The sequence below is a fragment of the Patulibacter medicamentivorans genome (genome assembly GCF_000240225.1).
Classification (GTDB): Bacteria; Actinomycetota; Thermoleophilia; order Solirubrobacterales; family Solirubrobacteraceae; genus Patulibacter; species Patulibacter medicamentivorans.
Map to the genome: position 1 here is coordinate 1 of NZ_AGUD01000019.1, position 25,006 is coordinate 25,006.

Genomic DNA, 25,006 nt, shown 5'->3' on the forward strand with positions numbered 1-25,006 from the left:
GGCGGCTGGCGGTCGCCCGTGCGGTCGCCCGCCACCCGCGGCTGGTGCTCGTCGACGAGCCGACCGCCAACCTCGACCACCTGGCGGCCGAGCAGGTCGTCTCCGCCCTCGGGCAGCTGGTGGTCGGCCGGACGGCGGTGATCGCCACCCACGACCCGCTGCCGCTGCGGCTCGCTGACGACCGGGTGGCGCTGCGCGCCGGTCGGCCGGTTGCCGTCGGCGATCCAGCCACGACCGTCGCCGCCGCGCTGCGGGTCGATGTCGCGGTGAGCGTGACGGGAGCCTCCGCATGAGCGCCGCCGACGCCACCTCCGCTCGCGGAGCCGTCGGCCTGGTCGGCCGCGCGCTGCGGCTGGCCACGCCCGGCGAGCGCCGCCGGATCGCCGTCGCGGCGGGGCTCGGCACGCTCGCCGGGGCCTCCGGCACGGCGCTGCTGGCGCTGTCGGGCTACCTGATCGCCCGCGCCGCCGAGCAGCCGCCGGTGCTGTCGCTGACGGTCGCGATCGTCTGCGTCCGGGCCCTCGGCCTGGTGCGTGCCGTCGCCCGCTACGGCGAGCGGCTGGTCGGCCACGACGCGGTCCTCGGGACGCTGGCGCGGCTGCGGGCCTCGGTCTTCGCGGGGCTCGCCGACCGGGTGCCGGGTGATCGCGGAAGCGCCGAGCTGCTCGACCGGACCGTGGCCGACGTCGACCGCGTCCAGGACGCGTTCCTGCGCTCGATCGCCCCGTTGACGGCGGCGGCCGCGGTCGCCGTCGGGGCGATCGTGGTCGCGCTGCTGCTGCTGCCGAGCGCCGCGCTCGCGCTGATCGCGACGACGCTCGTGGTCGGCGTGCTGCTGCCGGCGCTCGCCCAGTCGATCGGCCGCGACGCCGCCCGTGCCCGCGGCGTCCGGCGCAGCGCGCTGGTGCGTGAGCTGACGGCGACCCTCGACGCGGCCGAGGAGCTCGTGATGGCCGGGGCGGGGGAGCACCACCGCCAGGTCGTCGCCGAGCACGGCGCCGCGCTCTCCCGGGTCGAGGATCGCGAGGCGCGGCTGACCGCGCTGGTCGCCGCCGGCACCTCGCTCGCGTCCGGGCTGGGCGTGGTGGCGGTGCTGGCACTGGCGCTGGCCGCGGCCGCCGACGGCCAGCTGGCGCCGACCGTGACCAGCCTGCTGGCGCTGCTGGCGCTCGGCACCGGCGAGGTGCTCGGCGCCGTCCCGGCCGCCGCCCGCGAGCTGCACGGCACCGCCGACGCGGTCCTGCGCGTCGAGCAGCTGGTCGCCGAGCGCCCGCCCGGGCGCGACGCCAGCGCCCCGTCGGACGCCGCGGTTCGCCTGCGCGACCTGCGGGTCCGGCGCGGCGGACGGGTCGTCCTCGACGGGCTCGACCTCGACCTGGCGGTCGGCGAGCGGGTCGCGCTCGTCGGTCCCAGCGGCGTCGGCAAGAGCACGATCGGCGAGCTGCTCGTGGGCTTCCTGCCCGCCCACGAGATCGACGGCGAGGCGACGATCGGCGGCGTCGACCTGCGCACGGTCGACGGCGGGGCGCTCCGCCGGCTGGTCCTGCACGTGCCCCAGGATCCCTACCTGTTCGACGCCAGCCTGCGCGCCAACCTGGCGCTGGCTCGGCCCGACGCCGACGACCGCGAGCTGCTGGCGGCCCTGTGGGCGGTCGGTGCCGAGCCCTGGTTCCTGGCGCTGCGCGACGGGCTCGACACCCCGCTCGGCGAGCGCGGCGCGCACTGCTCCGGCGGCGAGCGTCAGCGGATCGGCCTGGCCCGTGCGATCCTGGCCCGCGGCCACGGGCTGGTGGTGCTCGACGAGCCCGCCAGCCACCTGCCGGCGGACGAGGCGGCGACGGTGCTGCGGGCGGTGCTCGACGCCGACCCGCGACGCTCGGCGCTGCTGATCGCCCACCGCCCGGAGGAGGCGGCGCTGGCGGCGCGGACGGTGGGCGTGCACGGACCTGCGACGCTGTCGCCCCGATGAGCAGCGACCTCTGGCTGGGCGTTCGCTGGCTGCACCTGATCGCGATGGCGTTCTTCGTCGGCGGGCAGCTGTTCCTGGTCGCCGCCGTGCTGCCGGTCGAACGGCGCGCGCCGGATCGGGAGCGGCTGCGCGCGGTCGCCCGGCGGTTCGGCTACGGGACGCTCGTCGCGATCGCGGTCCTGCTGGCGACCGGGGCGGCGATGGCCGATCGCTACGGCCTCTGGTCCGACGGCACGCTCCAGCTGAAGCTGGCGCTCGTGGCATCGGTCGCGCTGCTCGTGGTCTGGCACATGCGACGCCCGACGATGCACCTGCTCGAGGCGGCGGTCTTCGTCCTCTCGCTGGTGATCGTCTGGCTCGGCCTGAGCCTGGCCCACGGCGGGGCCTGACCCGCCGGTCGATCAGCGGCCGGCGACCGGCAGCCGCGCGACCAGGGTCGTGCCGCCGTCGGGGCCGGGAGTCAGGTCCATCGAGCCGCCCGCCAGCTGGACCCGCTCGCGCATGCCCGTGACCCCGAAGCCGCGGCGGCCGTCGAGGTCGTCCTCCGCGATGCCGACGCCGTCGTCGCGCACGGTCACGACGACGTGGCCGTCGTCGGCCAGGACCTGGACGACGGCGTGGTCGGCCGCCGCGTGCTTGACGACGTTGGTCAGGGCCTCCTGGACGATTCGGTAGATCCCGGTCTCCATCTCGGGGCCGAGGCGCGCCCCGGACGGCGCGGCGACCGCGTCGAGGTCGAGCGCGACGTCGATCGACAGCCCGGTGGTGGTGCCGACGTCGCGCGCGAGGCTCTCGATCGCCGGCGCCAGTCCGAGGTCGTCGAGCGCCGCCGGGCGCAGCTCGGTGATCAGGGTCCGCAGCTTCTGGATCTCGAGCGAGACCTGGTCGACGACCTCGCGGACCGCCGCTTCGAGCCCGCCCTCCTGCTTGCTGCGCAGCGCCGAGGAGAGCCGCACCTGCAGGCTCCCGAGGCCCTGGAGGGTCTCGTCGTGGAGCTCTCGGGCCCAGCGGCGGCGCTCCTGCTCGGAGCTGTCCAGCGCCTCGCGCAGCCGCTGCTGGTCGACCGACTGGGCGGTCGCCACGGCCGTCGCCGCGCTGGCCGCGACCGCGACCAGGGTCGACTCGTCATCGGCGCTGAAGTCGCCCTCGCCGTGACGGTCGAAGGCGACGAGGACGCCGAGCCCGGAGCCGTGGAACGTCATCGGGACCATCAGGACCGACGTCGCGTCGTGGACGCCGAAGCGGTCGGCGGGGACCCGCAGCTCGGCGGCGGGGAGCCGGTGCGGCTGGCCGCGCTCGAGCACCTCGCCGGCGGTCGATTCCTCGATCGAGATCGCGACGCCGAGCCGGTCGCGGTCGATCTCGCCGGCGACGGCGGCCGGGACGAGCATGCCCTCCTCGGCGAGCAGGATCATCATCGCCCGCGCGTCGACGAGCGCCCGGCCGCGCTTGACCACCAGCTCGAGCACGCGGTCGAGGCCGGTCTCGGTCCCGATCGCCCGCGCGATCGCGGTCGCCGTCGCCAGGCTCTGGTTGGCCCGCTCGAGCTCGTCGTGGCGGCGACGGACGCGGTCGTAGAGCTGCGCGTTCTCGACGGCGACGGCGGCCCAGTCGGCCAGGATCACCAGCGCCTCCTCGTCGGCGGCGGTGAACTCGCCCTCGTCCTTCTCCGTCAGGTAGAGGTTGCCCCAGGCCTCGCCGCGGACGACGATCGGCGTCCCCAGGAACGTCGTCATCTCGGGGTGGCCGGCCGGGAAGCCGTAGGAGTGGGGGTGGTGGTGCAGGTTCGGCAGCCGCAGCGGCTCGGGCTCGCGGATCAGCACGCCGAGCAGGCCGCGGCCATGCGGCAGGTCGCCGATCACGCGGCGGGCGTCCTCGTCGATGCCGTGGGTCAGGAAGCGCGCGAGCCGCTCGCGGCCGCCGTCGAGGATCCCGAGCGCGGCGTAGCGGGCGCCGGTCAACTCCTGGGCCGCGGACAGGATCTCGTCCAGCAGCGACTCGGGATCGAGCTCCTGGACGAAGGCACGGCCAACCGAGATCAATCGGCGAAGTCGGGATTCGTCGAGCGTGGGGTCGTCCATCTGCGGGTTCCGGGAGGGGGCTCCGGTGCCCATCTTGGCGACTCCGCGGCTCGCGTGCCACCGCCGATCCAGGCGACCTTGCGGTGTACGGCGGTACGGCAGTCGCCGCCGACTGCGGTGTACGGCAGTTCAGCTGCTGGGCGCCTCGACCAGCGGCACGGGGGCCTTCTCGGGGACGATCACGGTCGCGCAGCGGGTCCGCCGGACGACGCTGCTCGAGACGCTGCCGAGCAGCAGCCGCAGCAGCGGCCCGTTGTCACGGGAGCCGAGCACCAGCAGGTCGACGTCGCGGGCCAGGCTCAGGATCTCGTGGACCGGGTCGCCCTCGTGCAGCTGGCGCCGGATCGACGGCACGCCGTGCACCTGCGCGAGCGCGTCGGTGGTCAGGTCGCGGGCCTGCGACCTGAGGTCCCCGTAGCCGCCATCGGGTCCGAAGGTCGCGTAGACGTGGCGGGTGTCGACGACGGAGAGGACGGTCAGCGCGGCGCCTCGGTCGGCGGCGAGCGCGCCGGCGGCGGCGACCGCGCGGCGGCCGGCGGCGGTGCCGTCGAAGGCGACGCCGATCCTCGAGATCGAGTCGCCCGGCGCCGGCGGCGCCACGGCGACGGCGCACGGGGCTCCGTGGAGCGTGGCCTCGGCGTCGCTGCCGAGCAGCACCCGGCCGACGCCGCGGCGGCGGCTGGCCCCGATCACGATCAGGTCGCAGAGCGTCTCCCTCGCCACGCGGTGGAGGCCGGCGGCGACGCTGGTGGCGACCGGCGCGGTGTACTCGGTGTCCGGCCGCTCGCCGATCAGCGCGCGTGCGGCGTCGAGGGTCGCATCGCCGTCGTCGCGCAGGTAGGGCTCGATGTCGACGGTCGCGGCGCGGCCGACCCCGGGGTCGTAGAGGACGACGCTGGCGACGATCAGGGTCGCGTCGGGGGACGCGAGATGCTGTGCGAGCCGCAGCGCGCCGTGCGATGCGGGGGTCCCGTCGAAGCCGACGAGGATGCGGTGGAACATGGTCGGGCTCTCCTGACGCGAATGTGCTCCCTACGGTAGGCGCGGCCGTCGTGGCCGCCATCGGCGTCGGTCCGCAGGCCGAATCCGTAGCCCGCACGGACGGACCGCCGCATCCGTGGTTTCCCCGGATCGGATCCGCGGAGGTGCCGCTGGTCGACGGCCGCCGGTGGCGGTACCGTCACGCGGATGCCCGGTCCCGAGACCTCATCCAAGCCCGACGGGCCGCCGTCCGTGCGGATCGCCCTCGCCGACGATCACGTGATCGTCCGCAGCGGCCTCCGTCACGTGCTGGAGGCGGAGCCCGGCTTCGAGGTCGTCGCCGAGGCCGGCGACGTCGAGGCGGCGCTGCGCTCGGTCAAGGCCTACAAGCCGGACGTCCTGGTGCTGGACCTCAACATGCCGGGCGAGCCGAGCCTGCCCGCGATCCCGCGGATCCGCGAGCAGGCGCCGGACACCGCGATCGTGGTGCTGACGATGCAGCAGGACCCCGCGTTCGCGCGCGAGGCGCTGCGATCGGGCGCGATCGGCTACGTGCTCAAGGAGGCCGCGGACGACGAGCTGGTGCAGGCGGTCGCGCTGGCCAAGCGCGGCCAGACCTACCTGCACCCGTCGCTCGGCGCGCGGATCGCGGCCGAGCCGCCCCCGAGCGGCCCGCCCGACGACCTGACCCCGCGCGAGATCGAGGTCCTGCGGCTGATCGCCCTCGGGCACACCAACAGCGAGATCGGCGAGCAGCTGTACCTGAGCGTCCGCACGGTCGAGTCGCACCGCGCGCACATCCAGCAGAAGATCCGCCGCTCCACGCGCGCGGAACTGGTCCGCTACGCGCTCGATCACGGGCTCCTCGACACCGGCGCGGCCGACGGCGACTGAGGGGGAGGACCCCGCAGCGCGGCTGCGGGGGACTACCGAGCGACGGGGCGAGCGACTGCCGATGTCGCGCGGCGGCGGTCGCGGGAACGTGGACTGGCACGCATCGAGCCACCGAAGGGTCCCCGCCATGAAGGCCGCCGTCGTCCACAGCTTCACCGAGCCGCTCACGATCGAGGACGTTCCCGTCCCGACGCCCGGCCCGGAGCAGGTCCTCGTCCGGATCGAGGCCTCCGGCCTCTGCCACACCGACATCCACGCGGCCCGTGGCGAGTGGCCGGTCAAGCCCGAGCCGCCGTTCATCCCCGGCCACGAGGCCGTCGGCGTGATCGAGCAGGTCGGCGCCGGCAACGACCACGGCCTGAGCACCGGCATGCGGGTCGCGATCCCCTGGCTGGGATACGCCTGCGGCGACTGCGGCTTCTGCAACAGCGGCCGCGAGACGCTCTGCGAGCACCAGCAGAACACCGGCTACTCGATCAACGGCGGGTTCGCGGAGTACGCGGTCGGCTACGCCCGTCACGTGGTCGTGGTGCCCGACGGCATCGACCCGGCCGACGCCGCGCCGCTGACCTGCGCCGGCGTCACGACCTACAAGGCGGTCAAGGAGTCGGGCGCCCGCTCGGCCGACCTGGTGGCGGTCTTCGGCGCCGGCGGACTCGGCCACATGGCCGTCCAGTACGCGAAGGTCACCGGCGCCGAGGTCGTCGCCGTCGACATCAACCCCGAGCGCCTCGAGACCGCGCGCCGGCTCGGCGTCGACCACGTCGTGCACGCCGGCGAGCAGGATCCGGTCGCGGCGATCCAGCGGCTCGGCGGCGCCCAGGCGGCGATCTCGACGGCCGTCAACCCGATCGCGTTCGAGCAGGCGATGGGCTCGCTGGCCCGCGGCGGGACGCTGGTCTGCGTCGGGCTGCCGGCCGAGAACGCGATGAAGCTGCCGATCTTCGAGACCGTCCTCGGCGGCCTGACCCTGAAGGGCTCGATCGTCGGCACCCACCAGGACCTGGTCGAGGTCTTCGACCTGCACCGGCGCGGCAAGACGCAGGTCGAGCGCGCCGACGCGCGGCTGGAGGACGTCAACGAGTCGATCGCGGCGATCCTCGACGGCAGCGCCGGCGCGGCGCGGACCGTCTTCCGCCTGCAGGAGGCCCCGCTGCCGACCGGCGCGGCGCACCACGCCGTCGTCGCCGGCTGAGCCTCGCCGGACCCACTCGACCACGACCGGCGGCGCCACGCCGCCGGTCACCGACGCGGGAGCCCGCGTCGCCGATCTGCTCGCGGCCCGCCCGGTCCGCGCGGACACCGCTCGCCCGAGTCGCGGCGAGCCTCACGAAGGAGCATCACCATGGCCACCGTCCAGCAGCCCGCCGTCTTCGCGGCGCCGGGCACCCCCGACAGCCCCGTCGCCGTCGCCGAGCGCTACGGCAACTTCATCGGCGGCGCCTTCGTCGCGCCGGCCGACGGGCGCTACCGCGAGAACCGCACCCCGGTCACCGGCGAGGTGATCTGCGAGGTCCCGGTCTCCAGCGCCCACGACGTCGAGTGGGCGCTCGACGCCGCACACGCCGCCAAGGACGGCTGGGCGCGGCGCTCGCCCGCCGAGCGGTCCGCGGTCCTGAACGCCGTCGCCGACGCGATGGAGCGGCACCTCGAGGAGCTGGCGATCGCCGAGAGCTGGGACAACGGCAAGCCGGTCCGCGAGACCCTCGCCGCCGACCTGCCGCTGGCGATCGACCACTTCCGCTACTTCGCCGGCGTGATCCGCGGCGAGGAGGGGCGGATCTCCGAGATCGACGAGACGACCTACGCCTACCACTTCCAGGAGCCGCTGGGCGTGGTCGCCCAGATCATCCCGTTCAACTTCCCGCTGCTGATGGCGGCCTGGAAGATCGCCCCGGCGCTCGCCGCCGGCAACTGCACCGTCGTCAAGCCGGCGAGCCCGACCCCGTGGTCGATCCTCAAGTTCTGCGAGATCGTCGGCGACATCATCCCGCCCGGCGTCCTCAACGTGATCAACGGGCCCGGGGGCGAGATCGGCAAGGCACTGGCCACCAACCCGCGGATCGCCAAGGTCGCCTTCACCGGGTCGACCGAGGTCGGCCGCGAGATCATGCGCTACGCCGCCGACAGCCTGATCCCGTCGACGACCGAGCTCGGCGGCAAGTCGCCGAACGTCTTCTTCGCCGACATCATGGACGCCGACGACGCCCTGCTCGACAAGGCGATCGAGGGCCTGGTCCTCTACGCCTTCAACAAGGGCGAGGTCTGCACCTGCCCCTCGCGGGCGCTGATCCAGGCCTCGATCTACGACGCGTTCATGGAGCGGGTGCTGCCGCGGATCGCCGCGATCCGCCAGGGCCACTCGCTCGACCGGACGGTCCAGGTCGGCCCGCAGGTCTCGCTCGACCAGCGCGCGACGGCCGAGCGCTACGTCGAGATCGGGCTCAACGAGGGCGCCGAGCTGCTGATCGGCGGCCACCGCCCGGACCTGGGGGAGGCGCTCGCCGGCGGCTCCTACTACGCGCCGACGGTGATGCGCGGCGACAACGGGATGCGGATCTTCCAGGAGGAGATCTTCGGCCCGGTGCTGGCCGTCACGACCTTCGAGGACGAGGCCGACGCGATCCGGATCGCCAACGACACGACCTACGGGCTCGGCGCCGGCGTCTGGACCCGCGACGGCAGCCGCGCGTTCCGCGTCGGCCGCGCGATCCAGGCCGGCCGGGTCTGGACCAACTGCTACCACCTGTACCCGGCGCACGCGGCCTTCGGCGGCTACAAGAGCTCGGGCGTCGGCCGCGAGAACCACAAGCAGATGCTCGATCACTACACGCAGACCAAGTGCCTGCTGGTGAGCTACGACCCGGATCCGATGGGCTTCTTCTGATGGGGGCGGCCTGGCACGCTCGGACGCTCGACGACACCCTGGCCGCGCTCGGTACCTCGGCCGGCGGCCTGGCCGCCGCCGAGGCGCGCGCCCGTCGCGAGCGGTACGGCCCCAACGTCGTCGAGCGCCAGGCCGGGCCGTCGGCCGCCGCGATCCTGCTGCGGCAGTTCACCAGCCCGCTGATCTACGCGCTGCTCGCGTCGGCCGCCGTCGCGTTCGCGCTCGGCGAGCTGACCGACGGGGCGGTGGTGCTGGCGGTCGTGCTCGCCAACGCGGCGATCGGCTTCGTGCAGGAGCACCGGGCGGGGCGGGCGATCGAGGCGCTGGCGGCGCTGGTGTCCGATCCGGCGACCGTCCTGCGCGACGGCGGCTGGACCCAGCGGCCGGCCGAGGAGCTGGTGCCGGGCGACGTGGTGTCGGTCGAGGCCGGCGACCGCGTCAGCGCCGACGCGCGGCTGCTGCGAGCCGACGCCCTGCGCGCCGACGAGTCGGCGCTGACCGGCGAGTCGCTGCCGCGCGACAAGACCACCGCGCCGGTCCCGGCGGACGCCCCGCTGGCCGACCGCGACTCGGTCGTGCACGCGGGAACGCTGGTGGTCGCGGGCCGCGCGCGAGCCGTCGTGGTGGAGACCGGGTCGGCGACCGAGCTGGGCCGGATCTCGAAGCTGCTGGCCGCGACCGACCGCACCCAGACGCCGCTGACCCGGGGGATCGCCGGGCTGGCGCAGGTCGTCACCCGCGCGATCGCCGCGATCGCGGTGCTGCTGCTGGCGGTCGCGCTGCTGCGCGGCTACCCGCTGGCGGACGCGCTGATGGCCGCGATCACCCTGGCGGTCGCGGCGATCCCCGAGGGCCTGCCGGCGATCGTCACGATCGCGCTCGCCGTCGGCGTCCAGCGGATGGCGCGGCGGCGGGCGATCGTGCGCGAGCTGCCGGCGGTCGAGACGCTGGGCTCGACGACGGTCGTCTGCAGCGACAAGACCGGCACGCTGACCCGCAACGAGATGCTGCTGCGGCGCGCGTGGAGCCCGGCCGGCGAGCTGGAGCTGGACGGGACCGGCTACGCCGCCCGAGGGACCGTGCGCCGCGACGGACGCGAGGTCACGTCGGTCGAGGGGCCGCTGCGCGAGCTGCTGAAGGCGGCGGCGCTGGCGACCGAGGCCCGGCTCGACGGCGAGGGCGACGAGCGGACCGTGCTCGGGGACCCGACCGACGGCGCGCTGCTGGTCGGGGCCGAGCGCGCGGGACTCGATCCGGCGCGGCTGCGCGAGCGGCATCCGCGGCGGGCGCTGGTGCCGTTCGATGCCGACCGTCGCTGGATGGCCAGCGGCCACGACGAGGCGACGTACCTGAAGGGGGCACCGGAGGAGCTGCTCGGCCGCGTCTCCGACCCCGAGCCGGCGCGGGCGGTGCTCGAGCGCTACGCCGCCGACGGGCTGCGGGTGCTCGCGGTCGCCGCGGCCCCTGCGGGCAGCGACGGCGGCGACGGCGAGCTGCGGCTGCTCGGGCTCGTCGGCCTGCAGGACCCGGCCCGGGAGGGCGCCGCCGACGCGGTCGCCGCCTGCCACGGCGCCGGGATCGACGTCAAGATGATCACCGGCGACCATGCGGCGACCGCGGCGGCGATCGGCCGCGAGCTGGGGATCGTCGGCGAGCGCCCGCCGCTGACCGGTGCCGAGATCGACGAGCTCGACGAGCCCGGCCTGCGCGAGCGGGTGCGGGGGTCCGCCGTCTTCGCCCGGGTCGCGCCGGAGCACAAGCTGCGCCTGGTCCGCGCCCTCCAGGCCGACGGCGGCGTGGTCGCGATGACTGGCGACGGGGTCAACGACGCCCCTGCCCTGCGGCAGGCCGACATCGGCGTGGCGATGGGGCGGGCGGGCACGGCGGCCGCCAAGGAGGCCGCCGACATCGTCCTCGGCGACGACGACTTCTCGACCATCCGCGCGGCGATCGAGGAGGGGCGGCGGGTCTACGACAACCTCGTCAAGGCGCTCGCGTTCGTGCTGCCGACGAACCTCGGCGAGGGGCTGGTGATCCTCGCCGCGGTGCTGGCGTTCCCGATCTACGACGGCCAGCCGCTGCTGCCGATCGCGCCGGTCCAGGTGCTGTGGATCAACCTCGTCGCGACGGTCTCGCTGGCGCTGCCGCTGGCCTTCGAGGCGCGCGAGCACGGCCTGATGGCGCGGCCCCCGCGACCGCCGGACGAGCGCCTGCTGTCGCCGTTCGTCACGGTCCGGACGATCTACGTCGGCGTGCTGCTGGCGGCGGTGGCGATCGCGCTCTTCCTGCTCAGCCTCGACGCGCCGGCCGGCCGCCCCCCGGCGGCGGCCGACCTGGCCCGGGCCCAGACGCTGGCGGTCACGTCGATCGCGTTCTTCCAGATCTTCTACCTGCTGCTCTGCCGCTCGAGCACCGGGGCCGGTCGCGGGCTGCGGGCCAATCCGGCGATCCTGATCGGGATCGCGGCGCTGCTGGTGCTGCACGCCGGCTTCGTGCACCTGCCGGTGATGCACGGCCTGTTCGGCTCGACCGGCCTCGATGCGGGGGAGTGGCTGCTCGCGGCGGCCGCCGGGGCCGTCGTGGTGCCGGTCGTGACGCTCGAGAAGGCCTGGCGCCGCCGGCGCCTCGCCCGCGCCTGACCCGGTGGGCGATCGACGCCGGACCACGGGGTTGTCGCGCGGGCGCGCGCGGCGTACGGTGGGCGGGACCTCGTCACCCGTCCCGGAGGATCCCGTGGAGCTCCACCACGCCGAGCACGTCGCCGCAGATCCGGGCAGGCTCTACGCCGCGCTCGCCGACGTCGACAACCTGCCGCGCTACGTCCCGCAGGTGCGGGCGGCGCACGCCACCGGCGACGGGCACGTGCAGGTGGAGGCGCGCTACGGCGGCCACACCCAGACCGGGCAGGCGTGGTTCCGCGCCGACGAGTCCGCGCGCGCGATCGAGTGGGGGACCGACGGCGGGCCCTACCACGGCCGCCTCGCGGTCGAGCCCGACGGCGACGGCTCGCGGCTGACGCTGAGCCTGACCGCGACCCACGGCGACCCCGACCGCGACGTCGCGGCGACGCTCGACGCGATCCGCCGGTTGGTCGAGGCCGAGGTCTGAGCGGCGACGGCGTCGGCCGCGCTCAGCCGACGCCCTGCAGCAGCACGCCGACGGCGAACGCCAGCGCCGCCGCGGCGCCGCCGACGAAGAGGGTCTCGAGCGCGCCGCGGATCCGGGCCTGGCCGACGACCCGCGCCTTCAGCACGCCGATCACCAGGAAGCCGACGGCGGTCAGGCCGGTGCTCCAGGCGAACGGGGCGGGAATCCGCCCCGGCACGAGCAGATCGGCGACGTAGACCGCCAGCGGCAGGAACCCGACCACGAGGAACGCGGCCATCGTCGCCATCGCCGAGCGCAGCGGATCGGGCGAGTCGCCGGCGTAGCCGAGCTCGTCCTGCATCATCGTGTCGACCCAGACGCGCCGGTCGGCGGTGATCACGTCGACCGCCTCCTCCAGTTGCCGGCCGACGAAGCCCTTGGCGGCGAGGATCTGACGGACCTCCTCGCGCTCGCCCTCGGGCACCAGCTCGATGTGGCGCTCCTCGTCGCGACGGGCCTGCGCGCGCTGCTGGATCGCGGCGCGCGTCCCGAGGAAGTTGCTGACCGCCATGCTGAAGCCGTCGGCGAGCAGGTTCGCGGCGCCGAGGATGATCACCACCCGCTCGGAGAGCTGGGCGCCGGCGACGCCCGCGACGACCGCGAAGGTCGTGACGGTCCCGTCGATCGCCCCGTAGACCGCGTCGCGCAGCAGGCTCGGACGGCGGTCGCCGGCCAGGCGGTCGCGGATCGCGTCGGCGGTGTGCGACCCCTCCAGGGAGGTCTCGGCCGTCGGAGCGGCGGTCACGTGACCCTGCCGGCCACGAGGACCAGGTCTCCGATCGCCTCGGCGAAGCGATCGACGTCGTCCCAGTCGGTCAGGTCGACGTCGTGGGAGGTGTCGGTCGGCAGGCCCTGCTTGCGGGCGATCCGCCGCATGATCCAGCGGATCGCGACGTTGTACTCGCGGTACTGGAGCGCGCCGGCGAAGCGGACGCTCCGCGTCGGCCGGACGCCGCTGTCGGCGAGCAGCGCGTCGAGGTAGCCCTTGGCGGTCTCCTGGCCCTCGTCGCCGGCGTCGCTCTGGGTCAGCGAGACCGAGAAGACGGCGGTCGGCCGGGCGTTCAGCGCCTCGGCGCGCTGGCGCATCCAGCTGACGAGCGGACGCTGGTGGTGGCCGGCGTGGACCGAGCCGCCGATCACGACCAGCCCGTAGTCGGCCAGGTCGATCGAGACCCCGTCGACGACATCGGTCACCACCACGGCGACCTGCGCGTCCCGCAACCGCTGCGCGATCCGCGACGCGATCTTGCGCGTGTGGCCGTGGTTGCTGGCGTAGAGGACGAGGCAGGGCTTCTCGGACATCGTGGTCGGCTCCGGCGGTCGGGGTGCTGCAACCACCCTGCCGCAGCGGTCGAGCGACGCCATCCGGGGCGGTCTCGATGCTGCTCGCGGGGGTTCCGCGACCGCGACCGGGGGTTCTACGGACGACGGCCGCCGCGCCGGGCACGACGATCGGGTCCATGCACCTTCCCGGTCGGTCCGACGACGCGGAGCGGCTGTCGACGCTCGACGCCGCCTTCCTCGAGATGGAGGACGCGGTGCCGGGCGCCCACATGCACCTGGGGGCGGTGCTGCTCCTGGGACCGGTCCCCGGCCGCGGCGGTCCGCCGCGCGTCGAGGAGCTGCGGGAGCTGCTCGCCGCGCGGCTGCCGGACCTGCCCCGCTTCGACCAGCGCCTGTCGTCCCCGCGCGCCGACGGGCTCCGGCGGCCGCACTGGGTCGTCGACCACTTCTTCCGGATCGACCACCACGTCCGTCGCGCGGCGCTGCCCGACCCCGGCGGCCAGGCGGAGCTCGAGGCCTGGTGCGGCGAGTTCTTCTCGCAGCCGCTCGATCGCGCGCATCCGCTGTGGGAGGCGGTGCTGGTCGAGCGCCTGCCCGCCGGACGCTCGGCGCTGGCCGTCAAGATCCACCACTGCCTCGCCGACGGCATGGGCTCGATCGCGCTCGCCGACCTGGTCGCCGACCGTGCTCCGGGCGCGGCCTTCCGGCGCCCGCCGGCGGCTGGCCCCGCGGAGGGCGCGCACCGCCGTCCGACGGCGACCGTCGCCCTCGCCGAGGACGCGGCGCGGCTGGCGCTGCACCCCGACCGGGCGCTCGCCGCCGCCCGCGGCGTCGCCGAGATGCTGCGCGACGGGCTGCTCGGCCCCACGGAGACCGCGATCAGCGGACCGGTCGGGCGGCAGCGGTCCTTCACGACCATCGACGTCCCGCTCGGCGAGCTGCGCGAGATCGAGCGGCAGCTCGGCGGCACGGTCAACGACGCCGTCCTCGCGATCGTCGGCGGCGGCCTGCGACGGCTGCTGCGCCACCGCGGCGACGCGCTCCCCGAGGAGGGGATCTGCGCGATGGTGCCGGTCGACGTGCGCGGCCCGGCCGCCGGGAGCGCCGGCAACCGGATCAGCTCGCTGTTCGTCCCGCTGCCGGTCGCCGTCGACGGCCCCGAGGCCCGCCACGCCGCGATCCGGGCAGCGACCGCGACCCGCAAGCGCGGTGGCCAGTCCTCGGGGGTCGGCGCGCTCGTGGCGCTCAGCGGGCTGGCGCCGCCGGTCCTGCACCAGGCATTGGTGCGGCTGGCGATCACGCCGCGGCTGTTCCGGCTGACCGTCACCAACGTGCGCGGACCGCGAGCGCGGATGACCGTGCTCGGCGCGCCGGTGCGCGCGGTCCAGCCGTTCGTCCCGCTCGGCCCCGACCATCGCGTCGGCGTCGCCCTGATCACCTACGCGGGACGGGCGACCTTCGGGATCGTCGCCGACGCGGACGCGATCCCGGACGTCGACGTGCTGGCGGCCGGGATGCAGGCCGAGCACGTCGCCCTGCGGCGTGCCGCGCGCCGCGTCAGCCGAGCGTCGCGCGCGGCGGCGCGGCGGCGCCGGAGCCGCCGCGGGGACCGAGCTGCGCCGCCCGCAGCGCCCGCCGCACGTCGGTGACCGAGACGACGCCGAGCGCGCGCCGCTCGTCGTCGACCACGGCCGCCCGGCCGACGCGGACGAACGACGGCCGCTGCAGGAGCTCGGTGACGTCGTCGTCGGGACCGACCGTCAGCTGCGGGTCGCGGTCGACGAGGGCGCCGACGTTCTCCTGCGGGCGCAGCTCCCGGTCGACGGCCTCGACCGCGCCGATCGTCAGCAGGCCGGTGACGCGGCCGCGGACGTCGATCACGGGGAAGGCGGTCATCCGTCGCGTGACGAAGAACTCGCCGATCGCCTCGGCGACCGACATCCCGGCGGGCACGGTGACCGCCGGAGACGACATGATCGACGCGACGGTCGCGTGGCCGAGGAGCTGCTCGGTCTCCAGGGCCCGGCGCTGGGCGTCCGCCGCGGCGACGACGAACACGCCGATGAAGGCGAGCCAGAGGCCGCCGACGGCGCCGGCGACCAGCTCGAGCAGCCCGACGGCCATCATCGCGAAGCCGAAGCCACGCCCGATCGCCGTCGCGGTCGCCGTCGCGCGGGCCAGGTCGCCGTGGCGCTGCCAGAGCAGCGCGTGCAGGACCCGACCACCGTCGAGCGGATAGGCGGGCAGCATGTTGAAGCCCAGGATCAGGGCGTTGACGATCAGCTGGTACTCGACCAGCGCCCGCACCACCGCCGGTGCCGACCCGGGGATCGCGAGCGCGGCGACCCCGAGCAGCAGCGTGATCGCCGCGGTGATCGCGGGCCCGGCGATCGCGTAGAGGAGCTCGTCGCGCGGCGCGTGGGCCTCGCCCCGCATCCGCGCCACCCCGCCGAGCAGCCAGAGGTCTATCCCCTCGACCTCGACGCCGTGGCGGCGGGCCACGATCGCGTGGCCCAGCTCGTGGACCAGGATGCTGGCGAACAGCAGCAGCGCGCTGAGCAGCCCGAGGCCGTAGGACGCCGCGGGGGCGATCCCGGGCACCGCGTCGGGGAAGTACGCCGAGCCGAGGCTCCAGCTGATCAGCCAGACGATCGCCAGCCACCAGGGGCTGACGCCGATCGGGATGCCCGCGATGCGGGCGATGCGGAAGCTGCGGCCGGGCATGGTCGTCCTTCGTCGTCAGTCGTTGGGGCAGATCACGGCCCGGCCGGCGATCCGGCCGGCCCGCAGGGCGTCGTAGGCCGCGCCCGCGTCGGCGAGGGCGAAGCGCTCGACGTCGGCCCGGATCCGGCCGGCACGCGCCAGGTCGAGGACCTCGCCGAGCTCGTTGGCGCTGCCCCAGTAGGTCGACGTCAGGCTGCACTCCCAGGGGAGCACGCCCATCGCGGTCCAGCTCAGCGAGCCGCCCGCGAGTCCGAGCACGGTCAGGTGGCCCTCGACGGCGGCGACCGCGCGGGCCAGCTCCATCGTCTCGTCGCTGCCGACGACGTCGAGCGCCAGCTGGGCGCCCCGCCCGCCGGTCAGCTCGACGATCTGGGCGGCGGTGTCCGCGTCGGGGGCGAAGCCGGCGTCGGCGCCGAGCTCGCTCGCCCGCTGCAGGTGGTCGCGGTTCGGGTCGACGGCGACGATCCGGGCCGCGGTCAGCGCGCGCAGCAGCTGGACCGCCATCTGCCCGAGCCCGCCGACGCCGATCACGACCGCCGTCGAGCCGGGCGTCAGCACCGGCAGCGAGCGCTTGATCGCGTGGTAGGGGGTCAGGGCGGCGTCGGACAGCGGCGCCGCGTCGCGCGGGTCGAGGTCGCCGAGCGGGAGCAGCAGGCGCGGCGACGGCACCAGCATGAAGGGCGCCATCCCGCCGTCACGGCCGAGACCGCCGCCGAAGGCGCCGATCTCGCCCTGGCGCTCGCAGAGGTTCTCCTTCGACGCCCGGCAGGCGCGGCAGCGGCCGCAGCCCCAGGGCCCGTAGACGGCGACGGCCTCGCCGACGTCGAGGCCGTCGACGCCGGCGCCGAGCTGCGCGACCCAGCCGGCGTTCTCGTGGCCGAGCGTGAACGGCGGCTCGAACGGCAGCTGACCGGCCGGCCAGTCCATCAGGTGGAGGTCGGAGTGGCAGGCCCCGGCGCCGCCGATCCTCACCAGGACCTGACCGGGGCCGGGCTCGGGCACGTCGACCTCGCGCAACGCCGCGGGCTGCTGCCAGTCGACCAGTTGGTAGGCCTGCACGTCGATCACCTCGTCGGATTGCTCGAACGCATCGTCGCTCCGGACACGCGGCGCTCCATCCGCAGCCCGGGCCGACGCGAGTCCGCAATTCCTACGGAGCGCCGCGGGGCGGATCCACGGCGATCCGTGGTTCTCCGCAACGACGGCGGTAGCGGCTGCGGATGGCGGACGAACCGGGGATGGCGATGCTGCCCGGCATGTCCACCCAGTCCGTACCCGACGCCGCGTACGCCCCGCGCACGATCGGCGCCGACTTGGAGCGGGTGCGCCTGGAGCACCGTGCGCGGCGGATCGACCACGTGCTGACCGCGCTTCGCGAGCGCCAGTACCGCGACGCCGTCGCCGGGCGCCGGCAGTCCGGCGTCCCGCGGCTGATGGAGGACTTCACCGCCGAGTTGCAGCAGGTCCGCGGTCGCCTGATGGCGCTCGACCGGCGCGGCCGCTGAGCGGCCTCCGGCGCGCTCGACGCGGGACCGTTGCCTGTCGCCGACGGCGGGTGTAGCGTCGGTGACGTGGGACCGGACGTCGACAAGCGACGTCACCGCCAGCCGGTGAGTGCTCGGGGCGCGAGCTCCATCGCTTCGCTGCGGCGCCAAGCGCCGGACGGGCCGGCCGATGACGGCCCGGCCGCGTCGGGGTACGAGCCGGAGCGCGAGCAGGACCGGTTCGGCCGTCACCGCGCTGCGATCGACCGCAGCCTCGGATGGGCCGAGGCCGCGGCGGCCCGCGGCGACTACCAGGACGCGCTCGGGTGGCTGGCGGTCGTCGAGGCCGTCGGTCCGCCGCTCACCGAGCAGCAGCTGCGCCTGCGGAGCGCCTGGCTGACGCGGCTGATCGCCGAGGGGCCGGGCGGACCGGGCACGGGGCCGCAGTCGACCTAGCGCGTCGCGGTCCCTCGGACCTGCCGCGTCGCGACCGCGTCGCGGGCGGCGTCCAGCAGCAGCCGCCGCTCGGCCGTGGCGATCAGTCGCCGGGTCCGGTCGACGACGTCGGCGCTGACCGAGATCGCGTCGATCCCCGCCTCGACGAGCATCGCTGCGTACTCGGGGTGCGCGGACGGCGCCTGGCCGCAGATCGAGGTCCGCAGGCCCAGGTCATGGGCGCGGCCGATCAGCTGCCGGACGTAGGCCACGACCGCCGGATCGCGTTCGTCGAAGACCTCGGCCACGAGCTCGGAGTCGCGATCGGCGCCGAGCAGCAGCTGGGTGAGGTCGTTGGATCCGATCGAGATCCCGGCGACGCCGAGCGCCGCCAGCCGCTCGAGGTTGAAGAGCACCGACGGGACCTCGGCCATCACCCACAGCTCGAATCCGCGCTGGTCGAGCAGGCCCGCGGCGCGGACCTGCTCGCGGATCCGCGCCACCTCGCCGGCCGTGCGGACGAACGGCAGCATCACGTGCAGCTGCTCGGCGCCGGCGTCGCGGACCCGGCGGATCGCGTCGAGCTCGCAGCGCAGCAGGTCGGGCTCGTGCAGGTAGCGGAGCGCGCCGCGGTAGCCGATCATCGGGTTGGCCTCGAGCGCCTCGAACCGCTCGCCACCCCGGAGCTGCCGGAACTCGTTGCTGCGGAAGTCGATCGTGCGGTAGGTGATCGGGCGGTCGCCGAAGGCGTTGGCGAAGGTCGTCAGGCCGGCGGCCAGCCGGTCGACCAGCTCGTCGCCGCGACCGGCGCCGAGCAGCGTCCGCGGGTGGGCGCCCTCGAGCGCCTCGAGCACCATCAGCTCGGCGCGCACCAGGCCGACCCCGTCGACCGGCAGCGCGGCGGCGGCGAGCGCCTGGCTCGGCTCGGACAGGTTGACGAGCAGCCGCGTGGCCGTCACCGGAGCGGCCGCCGCCTGGCTCGGGGGCCCGACGACCACCGGACCCGGCTGGACGCTCGCGACGGGAGCGGCGCCGGGCGGCGTGGCGCGGCCCGCGGTCACCTGGCCGGAGCCGGCGTCGACGGTCACCTGCTGCCCGTCGTGGAGGACGCTGGTGGCGGTTCGCGCTCCGACGACGCACGGCACGCCGAGCTCGCGCGAGACGATCGCGGCGTGGCAGGTCGTGCCGCCCGCCTCGGTCACGATCGCGGCGGCGCGGCGCATCAGCGGCACCCAGTCGGGCGCGGTCATCCGCGCGACGAGGACCTCGCCGTCCTGGAACCGGGTCCCGTCGGCGAGCGTGGCGAGCACCCGGACCGGGCCGCTGGCGACGCCGGGCGCGGCCCCGCGGCCCGTGACCAGCGGGGCGCCGCCGTCGGCGGACGCGGTGCCCGCGGCCGAGGCCGGAGCGGGCGCGGGGGCGTGGCCGGTCGCGGTCACCGGTCGCGACTGCAGCATCCAGACGTCGCCGGCCTCGTCGAACGCCCACTCGGTGTCCTGCGGCGTGCCGTAGTGGCGCTCGATCCGCACGCCGAGGTCGGCCAGCGCGAGCAGCGCGGCGTCGTCGAGCGTCGCCGCGGCGCCCTCGTCGGCCGACAGCTCGCGCGATCGCGTGCCGCCGCCGGGCGTCGAGTCGATCGTCCGCTCCTGCTGGTGGATCTCGCGCACGAGCACCTCGCGCGTGGCCTTGTCGACGACGAAGCGGTCGGGCGTGACCTGCCCGGAGACGACCGACTCCCCGAGGCCGAGCGCGGCCTCGATCATCAGCCGGTCCTCGCGACCGGTGACCGGGTCGATCGTGAACATGACGCCGGCGCGGGTGGAGCTGACCTGGCGCTGGACGACCACGGCGATGTCCATGTCGGCCTGGCCGAACCCGCGCTCCTGGCGATAGGCGACCGTCCGCGGAGAGAACAGCGAGGCCCAGCAGCGACGCACCGCGTCGAGCAGCGCGTCGGTGCCCCGGACGTTCAGGCAGGTCTCGTTCATCCCGGCGAACGAGGCCGCCGCGGTGTCCTCGGCGGTCGCCGACGAGCGGACCGCGACGGCCGTGCCCGGCCCGTGCGCGTCGAGCGCGGCGTAGGCATCGCGAATCGCGGTCCCGAGCGCCGCCGGCAGCGGATGGCGGCGAAGGTCGCCTTGGATGGCCTCGCAGGCAGCCTGCAGCGCCGACTGGTCGGCGATGTCGACGTCGGCCAGCCGGGTGGCGATCCGCTCGCGGAGCCCGCCGGCGTCGCAGAACGCGGCGTAGGCGGGCGCCCCGATCACGAACCCGCCGGGGACGGGGAAGCCGGCGCGCGTGAGCTCGCCGAGGTTGGCGCCCTTGCCGCCGGCGAACGCCACGTCGTCGCGGCTCAGGCGGTCGAAGGGCCGGACGCTGTCGGTGGTCGTGGCGGTGGGCATTGCGCGACCGTACGCCGCGACCGGCCGGCGGCCATCCGCCCGCATCGGCGAACCTCGTCCGTGGTTCTCCGCAGTCCGGCGGCGGGCGAAGGCGGATGGCGACAGGGCGCCGAGGCTCGACGGTGTCGGCATGAGCGTGCGCGAAGGCCGGCCCGAGGACGTCCTCGACCTCGTCCGACCGGGCGACGACCTGGTCGTGGCGATGGCCAACGGCGAGCCGGTCGCCGCGATCGACGCGCTCGAGCGCGAGCACCGCGCGCTCGACGGCGTCCGGATCCACCAGATGCACGCGATGCGCCGGCGCCCGCACGTCGACGGCGCGTGCGGCGACCACCTGCGGCACGTCAGCTACTTCCTGACCCCCGCGACCCGGTCGGCGGCGTGGGCCGGGACCTGCGACGTCGTCCCGACCGACTTCTCGCAGCTGCCACGGCTGCTGCGCGAGCGCACGCGCTGCTCGCTGCTGCTGGCGACCGCGAGCCCGCCCGACGACGACGGCTGGTGCACGCTCGGGACCAACGCGGAGTACGTCGCGGCGCTGCTGCGCGACGCGCCGCTGTTCCTCGAGGTCGACGAGCGGATGCCCACCGTCGGGGGCAGCCACCGGGTGCGGATCGACGACGTCGCCGGCTGGTACCGCTCGGCGCGGGAGCTGCAGGCGGTCGAGCCACCCGTTCCCGATGCCCGCGACCACGCGATCGCGGCGGCGGTCGCGGAGCGGGTGCCGAACGGGGCCACGCTCCAGATCGGGGTCGGCAAGGTGCCCGACGCCGTCTGCGTCGCGCTCCGCGGCCACCGCGACCTCGGGCTCCACAGCGAGCTGCTCGGCGATGGCGCGATGGACCTGATCGAGCGGGGCGTCCTGACCGGGGCGCGCAAGCAGCTGCGGCCGGGACAGGCGGTGGCGACGTTCGCGCTCGGCTCGCAGCGGCTGTACCGCTGGCTGGACCGGCGCGAGGGCGTGGCGCTCGAGCCGGTCGACTGGGTCAACGACCCGCGCACGATCGCCCGCGAGCGCCACGTCGTGTCGATCAACGCCACGACCGAGGTCGACCTCTACGGCCAGTGCGCGTCGGAGACGGTCGCGGGGCGGGCGTGGTCCGGCAGCGGCGGCCAGGTCGACTTCGCGACCGGGGCGATCTGGGCGCGATCGGGCGAGGCGTTCGTCGTCCTGCGCGCGACGACGTCCGACGGCCGCAGCCGGATCCGGACCGCGCTGACGCCGGGATCGGTGGTCACGACCTCGCGCAACGCCGTCGACCACGTCGTCACCGAGTGGGGGATCGCGTCGCTCCGCGGCCGCACGACGGCCCAGCGCGCGGCGGCGCTGATCGCGATCGCCGACCCGGCTCATCGCGACGAGCTCGAGCGCGAGGCCCGAGCGGCCGGGATCCTCCCCGGAGCCGCCGGTGAGCGGCAGGTGGCCGCGGAGGCCGGGTGCGGCCGGTGACGCGCTTCCCGCTGGACCGCGTCGGCGCGGTCCTGCTGGACCTCGACGGCGTGGTGACCGACACGGAGTCGACCCACGCCGCCGCCTGGAAGCTCGCCTTCGACGACTTCCTGGAGCATCGCGCGCGGCTGATCGGGGAGCCGTTCGTGCCGTTCGACCGCGACGCCGACTATCGCCGACACGTCGACGGCCGACCGCGCTACGACGGAGCCGCCGCGTTCCTCGCCTCGCGGGGGATCGCGCTGCCCCACGGCGCCCCCGACGACCCGCCCGATCGCCGGTCGGTCTGCGGGATCGCCAATCACAAGGACGCCGTGCTGCGAGACCTGCTCGGGGCGGCGGCCGTCCGGGCGTTCCCGGGGACGGTCGCCTTCGTGCGAGCGCTGCGGGCGCGGGGGCGGCCGGCCGGCGTCTTCTCGGCCAGCCGGCACTGCGACGAGATGCTGCGCGCGGCGGGAGTCCGCGAGCTGTTCGACGTGGTGGTCGGCGGCGCCGAGGCCGATCGCCTGGGCCTGCCGGGCAAGCCGGATCCGGCGGTGCTGCTGGAGGCGGCCCGCCGGCTCGCCGTGCCGCCGGCCCGGGTGGCGGTGATCGAGGACGCGATCGCCGGGGTCAGCGCTGGCCGCCGCGGCGGCTTCGGCCTGGTCGTCGGCGTCGATCGCGGGGGCGACGGCAAGCGCCTGGCGGACGCCGGGGCCGACCTCGTCGTCGCCGACCTCTCGGCGCTCCGGATCGTGGGCGAGCCGTGATCTGGACGCTGCGCTACGACGGCTTCGACCCGGCCGAGGAGGGCCACCGCGAGGCGCTCTGCACGACCGGCAACGGGTACTTCGCGACCCGCGGCGCCGCACCGGAGGCCCGTGCCGACGACGTCCATGGACCGGGCACCTACGTCGCCGGCGTCTTCGACCGCCTGACGTCGCGGGTCGGCGAGCGCGAGCTCGAGCACGAGAGCATCGTCAACGTGCCGAACTGGCTGCCGCTCGGCTTCCGGATCGGCGACGGGCCGTGGTTCGACCTGCGCGACGTCGAGCTGCTCGACTACGAGCAGGTGCTCGACCTGCGCCGCGGCCTGCTGCTGCGGCGGCTGCGCTTCCGCGACGCCGAGGGGCAGACGACCCGCGTGGCGCAGCGGCGGTTCGTGAGCATGGCCGACCCGCACCTGGCGGCGCTCGAGACGACGATCCACGCCGAGGACTGGTCGGGGCAGCTGACGATCAGCTCCGGGATCGACGGCGACGTCGAGAACGGCGGGGTCGACCGCTACCGCGAGCTGGCCGCCGGCCACCTCGACGCGATCGCGTGCGACCGACCCGACGACGAGACGATCGCGCTGTGCGCCCGCACCCGCCAGTCCCGGATCGCGATCGCGCTGGCGGCGCGCACGCGCGTCCACCGTGCCGGCGAGCCGCTCGCCGTGGAGCGGCGGACGATCGCCGAGGAGCGGAGGATCGCGGAGGAGCTCTCGCTCCGGCTGGCGGTCGGCGAGGCCGTCACCGTCGAGAAGGTGGTGGCGCTGCACACCTCGCGCGACGTGGCGATCTCGGAGCCGACGCTCGCCGCCCGCAGGACGCTGATCGGCGCCCCCGGGTTCGACGCGCTGCTGCAGGCCCACGTCCTGCGCTGGGACGGCATCTGGGACGCGCTCCGGGTCGAGGTCGACGGGCCGGCGACGACGGCGGCCCTCAACCTGCACCTGTTCCACCTGCTGCAGACGGTCAACGGCAACGCGGTCGACCTCGACGTCGGGGTGCCGGCCCGCGGGCTCCACGGCGAGGCCTACCGCGGGCACGTGTTCTGGGACGAGATCTTCATCTTCCCGCTGCTGACGCTGAAGCTGCCGGAGCTGACGCGAGCGCTGCTGCGCTACCGCCACCGCCGCCTGCCCGAGGCCCGGGCGGCGGCGCGGGCGGCCGGCTTCTCCGGGGCGATGTTCCCGTGGCAGAGCGGCTCGGACGGGCGCGAGGAGAGCCAGCAGTGGCACCTCAACCCGCTGACGGGCGACTGGCGGCCCGATCGCTCCCACCGCCAGCGCCACATCGGGATCGCGATCGCCTACAACGTCTGGCGCCATTACCAGGCCACCGGCGACCTCGAGTTCCTGGCGCACGAGGGGGCGGAGCTGCTGCTGGAGATCGCTCGCTTCTGGAGCAGCATCGCCAGCTACGACCGGGTTCGCGACCGCTACGTGATCCGGGGGGTGATGGGGCCGGACGAGTACCACGACGGCTACCCCGATCGCGACGAGCCGGGGATCGACAACAACGCCTACACGAACCTGATGGCGGTGTGGGTGCTCGACCGCGCGCGCGAGGCGCTCGACCGCCTGCCGCACCAGCGGCGGCGAGCGCTGCGCGAGCAGCTCGACCTGCACCGCGACGAGCTCGACCGCTGGCGCGACATCAGCCGGCGGATGTTCGTCCCCTTCCACGACGACGGGCGGATCATCAGCCAGTTCGAGGGCTACGAGCAGCTGCAGGAGCTCGACTGGGACGGCTACCGCGACCGCTACGGCGACATCGCCCGGCTCGACCGGATCCTCGACGCCGAGGGCGACAGCCCCAATCGCTACCGGGCGTCGAAGCAGGCGGACGTGCTGATGCTCTTCTACCTGTTGTCGTCCGAGGAGCTGGGCGCGCTGCTGGCCCGCCTCGGCTATCCGTTCGAGTACGCCACGATCCCGCGCAACATCGACTACTACGTCGCGCGAACCTCGCACGGCTCGACGCTCAGCCGCGTGGTCCATTCGTGGGTCCTGGCGCGCGCCAGCCGGCCGGGCTCGTGGCCGCTGTTCCTGCAGGCGCTCGACAGCGACATCGAGAGCGGGCCCGGCAGCACGACGGCGGAGGGGATCCACCTGGGCGCGATGGCGGGCACGGTCGACCTGGTCCACCGCTGCTACGCCGGCATCGAGCTGCGCGAGGACGCGCTGTGGCTCGACCCGCGGCTGCCCGACGAGCTCGGCGAGCTCGAGCTGTCGGTCCGCTACCGCGGCCACTGGGACGTCCGGATACGGATCGGCGGCGGTCGCCTGCGGGTCACGGTGCCGCCGTCGGACCGATCGCCGATCACGGTCGTTCACCGTGGCGCGCGCAGCGTCCTGGGCCCGGGCGAGACGCTCGACGTGCCGCTCCGCGTCCTCGGTTGACCGGCGCCGCGGCGGCCGCTGGCGCTCGACCGGGCGAACTACGGAGTCACGGCGCGGGCTTGGAGCGGATGGATCGGGCGGCTCGCGATGCGACCGTCGACGGGCCCGCAACCAACCGAC

General features: G+C 75.2%; 20 protein-coding genes and 1 pseudogene. 14 read left to right on the plus strand and 7 right to left on the minus strand.

Going from position 1 to position 25,006, the window contains the following annotated elements:
- The 3 genes and pseudogenes from PAI11_RS26750 to PAI11_RS23810 all read left to right on the plus strand — a co-directional run.
- Positions 1 to 293: pseudogene (locus tag PAI11_RS26750) on the plus strand (molybdenum ABC transporter ATP-binding protein); the annotation flags it as partial.
- The gene (gene cydC / locus PAI11_RS02760; RefSeq protein ID WP_007570599.1) at positions 290 to 1,969 is read left to right on the plus strand and encodes a thiol reductant ABC exporter subunit CydC; all 1,680 of its coding nucleotides are present in this window, start codon (positions 290 to 292) and stop codon (positions 1,967 to 1,969) included. The pseudogene PAI11_RS26750 and the gene cydC, both read left to right, overlap by 4 nt.
- Positions 1,966 to 2,358 (plus strand): hypothetical protein, encoded by a 393-nt coding sequence (locus PAI11_RS23810; RefSeq protein WP_007570602.1) that lies wholly within the window; start codon positions 1,966 to 1,968, stop codon positions 2,356 to 2,358. The genes cydC and PAI11_RS23810 overlap by 4 nt, the downstream gene beginning before the upstream one ends.
- Positions 2,359 to 2,370: 12 nt before the next feature.
- On the opposite strand, the gene PAI11_RS02770 is transcribed toward PAI11_RS23810, so the two are convergent.
- Both PAI11_RS02770 and PAI11_RS02775 read right to left on the minus strand, forming a co-directional pair.
- The gene (locus tag PAI11_RS02770) at positions 2,371 to 4,050 is read right to left on the minus strand and encodes a sensor histidine kinase (RefSeq protein WP_007570605.1); all 1,680 of its coding nucleotides are present in this window, start codon (positions 4,048 to 4,050) and stop codon (positions 2,371 to 2,373) included.
- 129 nt (positions 4,051 to 4,179) lie between these two features.
- On the minus strand, positions 4,180 to 5,052 hold the full coding sequence (locus tag PAI11_RS02775; protein ID WP_007570607.1) for a universal stress protein: 873 nt from the start codon (positions 5,050 to 5,052) through the stop codon (positions 4,180 to 4,182).
- A gap of 186 nt (positions 5,053 to 5,238) precedes the next feature.
- Here PAI11_RS02775 and PAI11_RS02780 point away from each other — a divergent pair, with 186 nt between their 5' ends.
- The 5 genes from PAI11_RS02780 (at position 5,239) to PAI11_RS23815 (ending at position 11,920) form a co-directional block, all read left to right on the plus strand.
- A complete protein-coding gene (locus tag PAI11_RS02780) occupies positions 5,239 to 5,925 on the plus strand; it encodes a response regulator (protein WP_007570609.1) in 687 nt (228 codons plus the stop codon).
- Positions 5,926 to 6,052: 127 nt separating this feature from the next.
- The gene (locus PAI11_RS02785) at positions 6,053 to 7,120 is read left to right on the plus strand and encodes a zinc-dependent alcohol dehydrogenase (RefSeq protein WP_007570611.1); all 1,068 of its coding nucleotides are present in this window, start codon (positions 6,053 to 6,055) and stop codon (positions 7,118 to 7,120) included.
- A gap of 150 nt (positions 7,121 to 7,270) precedes the next feature.
- Positions 7,271 to 8,812: an aldehyde dehydrogenase family protein gene (locus tag PAI11_RS02790; RefSeq protein WP_007570614.1), complete on the plus strand. Its 1,542-nt coding sequence runs from the start codon at positions 7,271 to 7,273 to the stop codon at positions 8,810 to 8,812.
- Entirely contained in the window at positions 8,812 to 11,451 is a 2,640-nt protein-coding gene (locus PAI11_RS02795) for a cation-translocating P-type ATPase (RefSeq protein ID WP_007570617.1), read from the plus strand. Before PAI11_RS02790 ends, PAI11_RS02795 begins: the two co-directional genes overlap by 1 nt.
- Before the next feature lie 94 nt (positions 11,452 to 11,545).
- Positions 11,546 to 11,920 (plus strand): SRPBCC family protein, encoded by a 375-nt coding sequence (locus PAI11_RS23815; RefSeq protein WP_007570619.1) that lies wholly within the window; start codon positions 11,546 to 11,548, stop codon positions 11,918 to 11,920.
- 22 nt (positions 11,921 to 11,942) lie between these two features.
- On the opposite strand, the gene PAI11_RS02805 is transcribed toward PAI11_RS23815, so the two are convergent.
- Positions 11,943 to 12,704, minus strand: a complete 762-nt coding sequence (locus PAI11_RS02805; protein ID WP_007570622.1) for a VIT1/CCC1 transporter family protein — start codon at positions 12,702 to 12,704, stop codon at positions 11,943 to 11,945.
- Complete coding sequence (locus PAI11_RS02810) at positions 12,701 to 13,261, minus strand: flavodoxin domain-containing protein (RefSeq protein WP_007570624.1); 561 nt, start codon at positions 13,259 to 13,261, stop codon at positions 12,701 to 12,703. Before PAI11_RS02810 ends, PAI11_RS02805 begins: the two co-directional genes overlap by 4 nt.
- Positions 13,262 to 13,419: 158 nt before the next feature.
- On the opposite strand from PAI11_RS02810, the gene PAI11_RS25230 reads away from it, so the two are divergent.
- Positions 13,420 to 14,892, plus strand: coding sequence for a wax ester/triacylglycerol synthase family O-acyltransferase (locus PAI11_RS25230; protein WP_040597916.1), 1,473 nt, complete (start codon positions 13,420 to 13,422; stop codon positions 14,890 to 14,892).
- Here PAI11_RS25230 and PAI11_RS02820 read toward each other — a convergent pair.
- Both PAI11_RS02820 and PAI11_RS02825 read right to left on the minus strand, forming a co-directional pair.
- Positions 14,801 to 15,967 (minus strand): site-2 protease family protein, encoded by a 1,167-nt coding sequence (locus PAI11_RS02820; RefSeq protein ID WP_050897082.1) that lies wholly within the window; start codon positions 15,965 to 15,967, stop codon positions 14,801 to 14,803. The genes PAI11_RS25230 and PAI11_RS02820 overlap by 92 nt on opposite strands.
- 15 nt (positions 15,968 to 15,982) lie before the next feature.
- On the minus strand, positions 15,983 to 17,026 hold the full coding sequence (locus PAI11_RS02825) for an NAD(P)-dependent alcohol dehydrogenase (RefSeq protein ID WP_007570627.1): 1,044 nt from the start codon (positions 17,024 to 17,026) through the stop codon (positions 15,983 to 15,985).
- Positions 17,027 to 17,223: 197 nt separating this feature from the next.
- Between PAI11_RS02825 and PAI11_RS02830 the strand changes: the two genes are divergently transcribed.
- Complete coding sequence (locus tag PAI11_RS02830; RefSeq protein WP_138974065.1) at positions 17,224 to 17,472, plus strand: hypothetical protein; 249 nt, start codon at positions 17,224 to 17,226, stop codon at positions 17,470 to 17,472.
- A 105-nt stretch (positions 17,473 to 17,577) separates the two neighbouring features.
- Positions 17,578 to 17,907, plus strand: a complete 330-nt coding sequence (locus tag PAI11_RS02835) for a hypothetical protein (RefSeq protein WP_138974066.1) — start codon at positions 17,578 to 17,580, stop codon at positions 17,905 to 17,907.
- On the opposite strand, the gene ppsA is transcribed toward PAI11_RS02835, so the two are convergent.
- Complete coding sequence (gene ppsA / locus PAI11_RS02840; protein WP_007570630.1) at positions 17,904 to 20,288, minus strand: phosphoenolpyruvate synthase; 2,385 nt, start codon at positions 20,286 to 20,288, stop codon at positions 17,904 to 17,906. The genes PAI11_RS02835 and ppsA overlap by 4 nt on opposite strands.
- A gap of 130 nt (positions 20,289 to 20,418) precedes the next feature.
- Between ppsA and PAI11_RS02845 the strand changes: the two genes are divergently transcribed.
- The 3 genes from PAI11_RS02845 to PAI11_RS02855 are packed head-to-tail and all read left to right on the plus strand — an operon-like array spanning position 20,419 to position 24,886.
- A complete protein-coding gene (locus PAI11_RS02845) occupies positions 20,419 to 21,738 on the plus strand; it encodes an acetyl-CoA hydrolase/transferase family protein (protein ID WP_040597917.1) in 1,320 nt (439 codons plus the stop codon).
- Complete coding sequence (locus tag PAI11_RS02850; protein WP_007570632.1) at positions 21,735 to 22,487, plus strand: HAD family hydrolase; 753 nt, start codon at positions 21,735 to 21,737, stop codon at positions 22,485 to 22,487. The genes PAI11_RS02845 and PAI11_RS02850 overlap by 4 nt, the downstream gene beginning before the upstream one ends.
- Positions 22,484 to 24,886 carry a glycoside hydrolase family 65 protein gene (locus PAI11_RS02855; protein ID WP_007570634.1) on the plus strand — a complete coding sequence of 801 codons (2,403 nt, stop codon included), beginning with the start codon at positions 22,484 to 22,486 and terminating at the stop codon, positions 24,884 to 24,886. Before PAI11_RS02850 ends, PAI11_RS02855 begins: the two co-directional genes overlap by 4 nt.
- The last annotated feature ends 120 nt before the right edge of the window (positions 24,887 to 25,006 follow it).

What these genes read in the sequence shown, in the direction of transcription:
- cydC (WP_007570599.1), top strand. Translation starts at nt 290, where the DNA reads ATGAGCGCCGCCGACGCCACCTCCGCTCGCGGAGCCGTCGGCCTGGTC.
- PAI11_RS23810 (WP_007570602.1), top strand. Translation starts at nt 1,966, where the DNA reads ATGAGCAGCGACCTCTGGCTGGGCGTTCGCTGGCTGCACCTGATCGCG.
- PAI11_RS02770 (WP_007570605.1), bottom strand. Translation starts at nt 4,050, where the DNA reads ATGGACGACCCCACGCTCGACGAATCCCGACTTCGCCGATTGATCTCG.
- PAI11_RS02775 (WP_007570607.1), bottom strand. Translation starts at nt 5,052, where the DNA reads ATGTTCCACCGCATCCTCGTCGGCTTCGACGGGACCCCCGCATCGCAC.
- PAI11_RS02780 (WP_007570609.1), top strand. Translation starts at nt 5,239, where the DNA reads ATGCCCGGTCCCGAGACCTCATCCAAGCCCGACGGGCCGCCGTCCGTG.
- PAI11_RS02785 (WP_007570611.1), top strand. Translation starts at nt 6,053, where the DNA reads ATGAAGGCCGCCGTCGTCCACAGCTTCACCGAGCCGCTCACGATCGAG.
- PAI11_RS02790 (WP_007570614.1), top strand. Translation starts at nt 7,271, where the DNA reads ATGGCCACCGTCCAGCAGCCCGCCGTCTTCGCGGCGCCGGGCACCCCC.
- PAI11_RS02795 (WP_007570617.1), top strand. Translation starts at nt 8,812, where the DNA reads ATGGGGGCGGCCTGGCACGCTCGGACGCTCGACGACACCCTGGCCGCG.
- PAI11_RS02810 (WP_007570624.1), bottom strand. Translation starts at nt 13,261, where the DNA reads ATGTCCGAGAAGCCCTGCCTCGTCCTCTACGCCAGCAACCACGGCCAC.
- PAI11_RS25230 (WP_040597916.1), top strand. Translation starts at nt 13,420, where the DNA reads ATGCACCTTCCCGGTCGGTCCGACGACGCGGAGCGGCTGTCGACGCTC.
- PAI11_RS02820 (WP_050897082.1), bottom strand. Translation starts at nt 15,967, where the DNA reads ATGCCCGGCCGCAGCTTCCGCATCGCCCGCATCGCGGGCATCCCGATC.
- PAI11_RS02830 (WP_138974065.1), top strand. Translation starts at nt 17,224, where the DNA reads ATGTCCACCCAGTCCGTACCCGACGCCGCGTACGCCCCGCGCACGATC.
- ppsA (WP_007570630.1), bottom strand. Translation starts at nt 20,288, where the DNA reads ATGCCCACCGCCACGACCACCGACAGCGTCCGGCCCTTCGACCGCCTG.
- PAI11_RS02845 (WP_040597917.1), top strand. Translation starts at nt 20,419, where the DNA reads ATGAGCGTGCGCGAAGGCCGGCCCGAGGACGTCCTCGACCTCGTCCGA.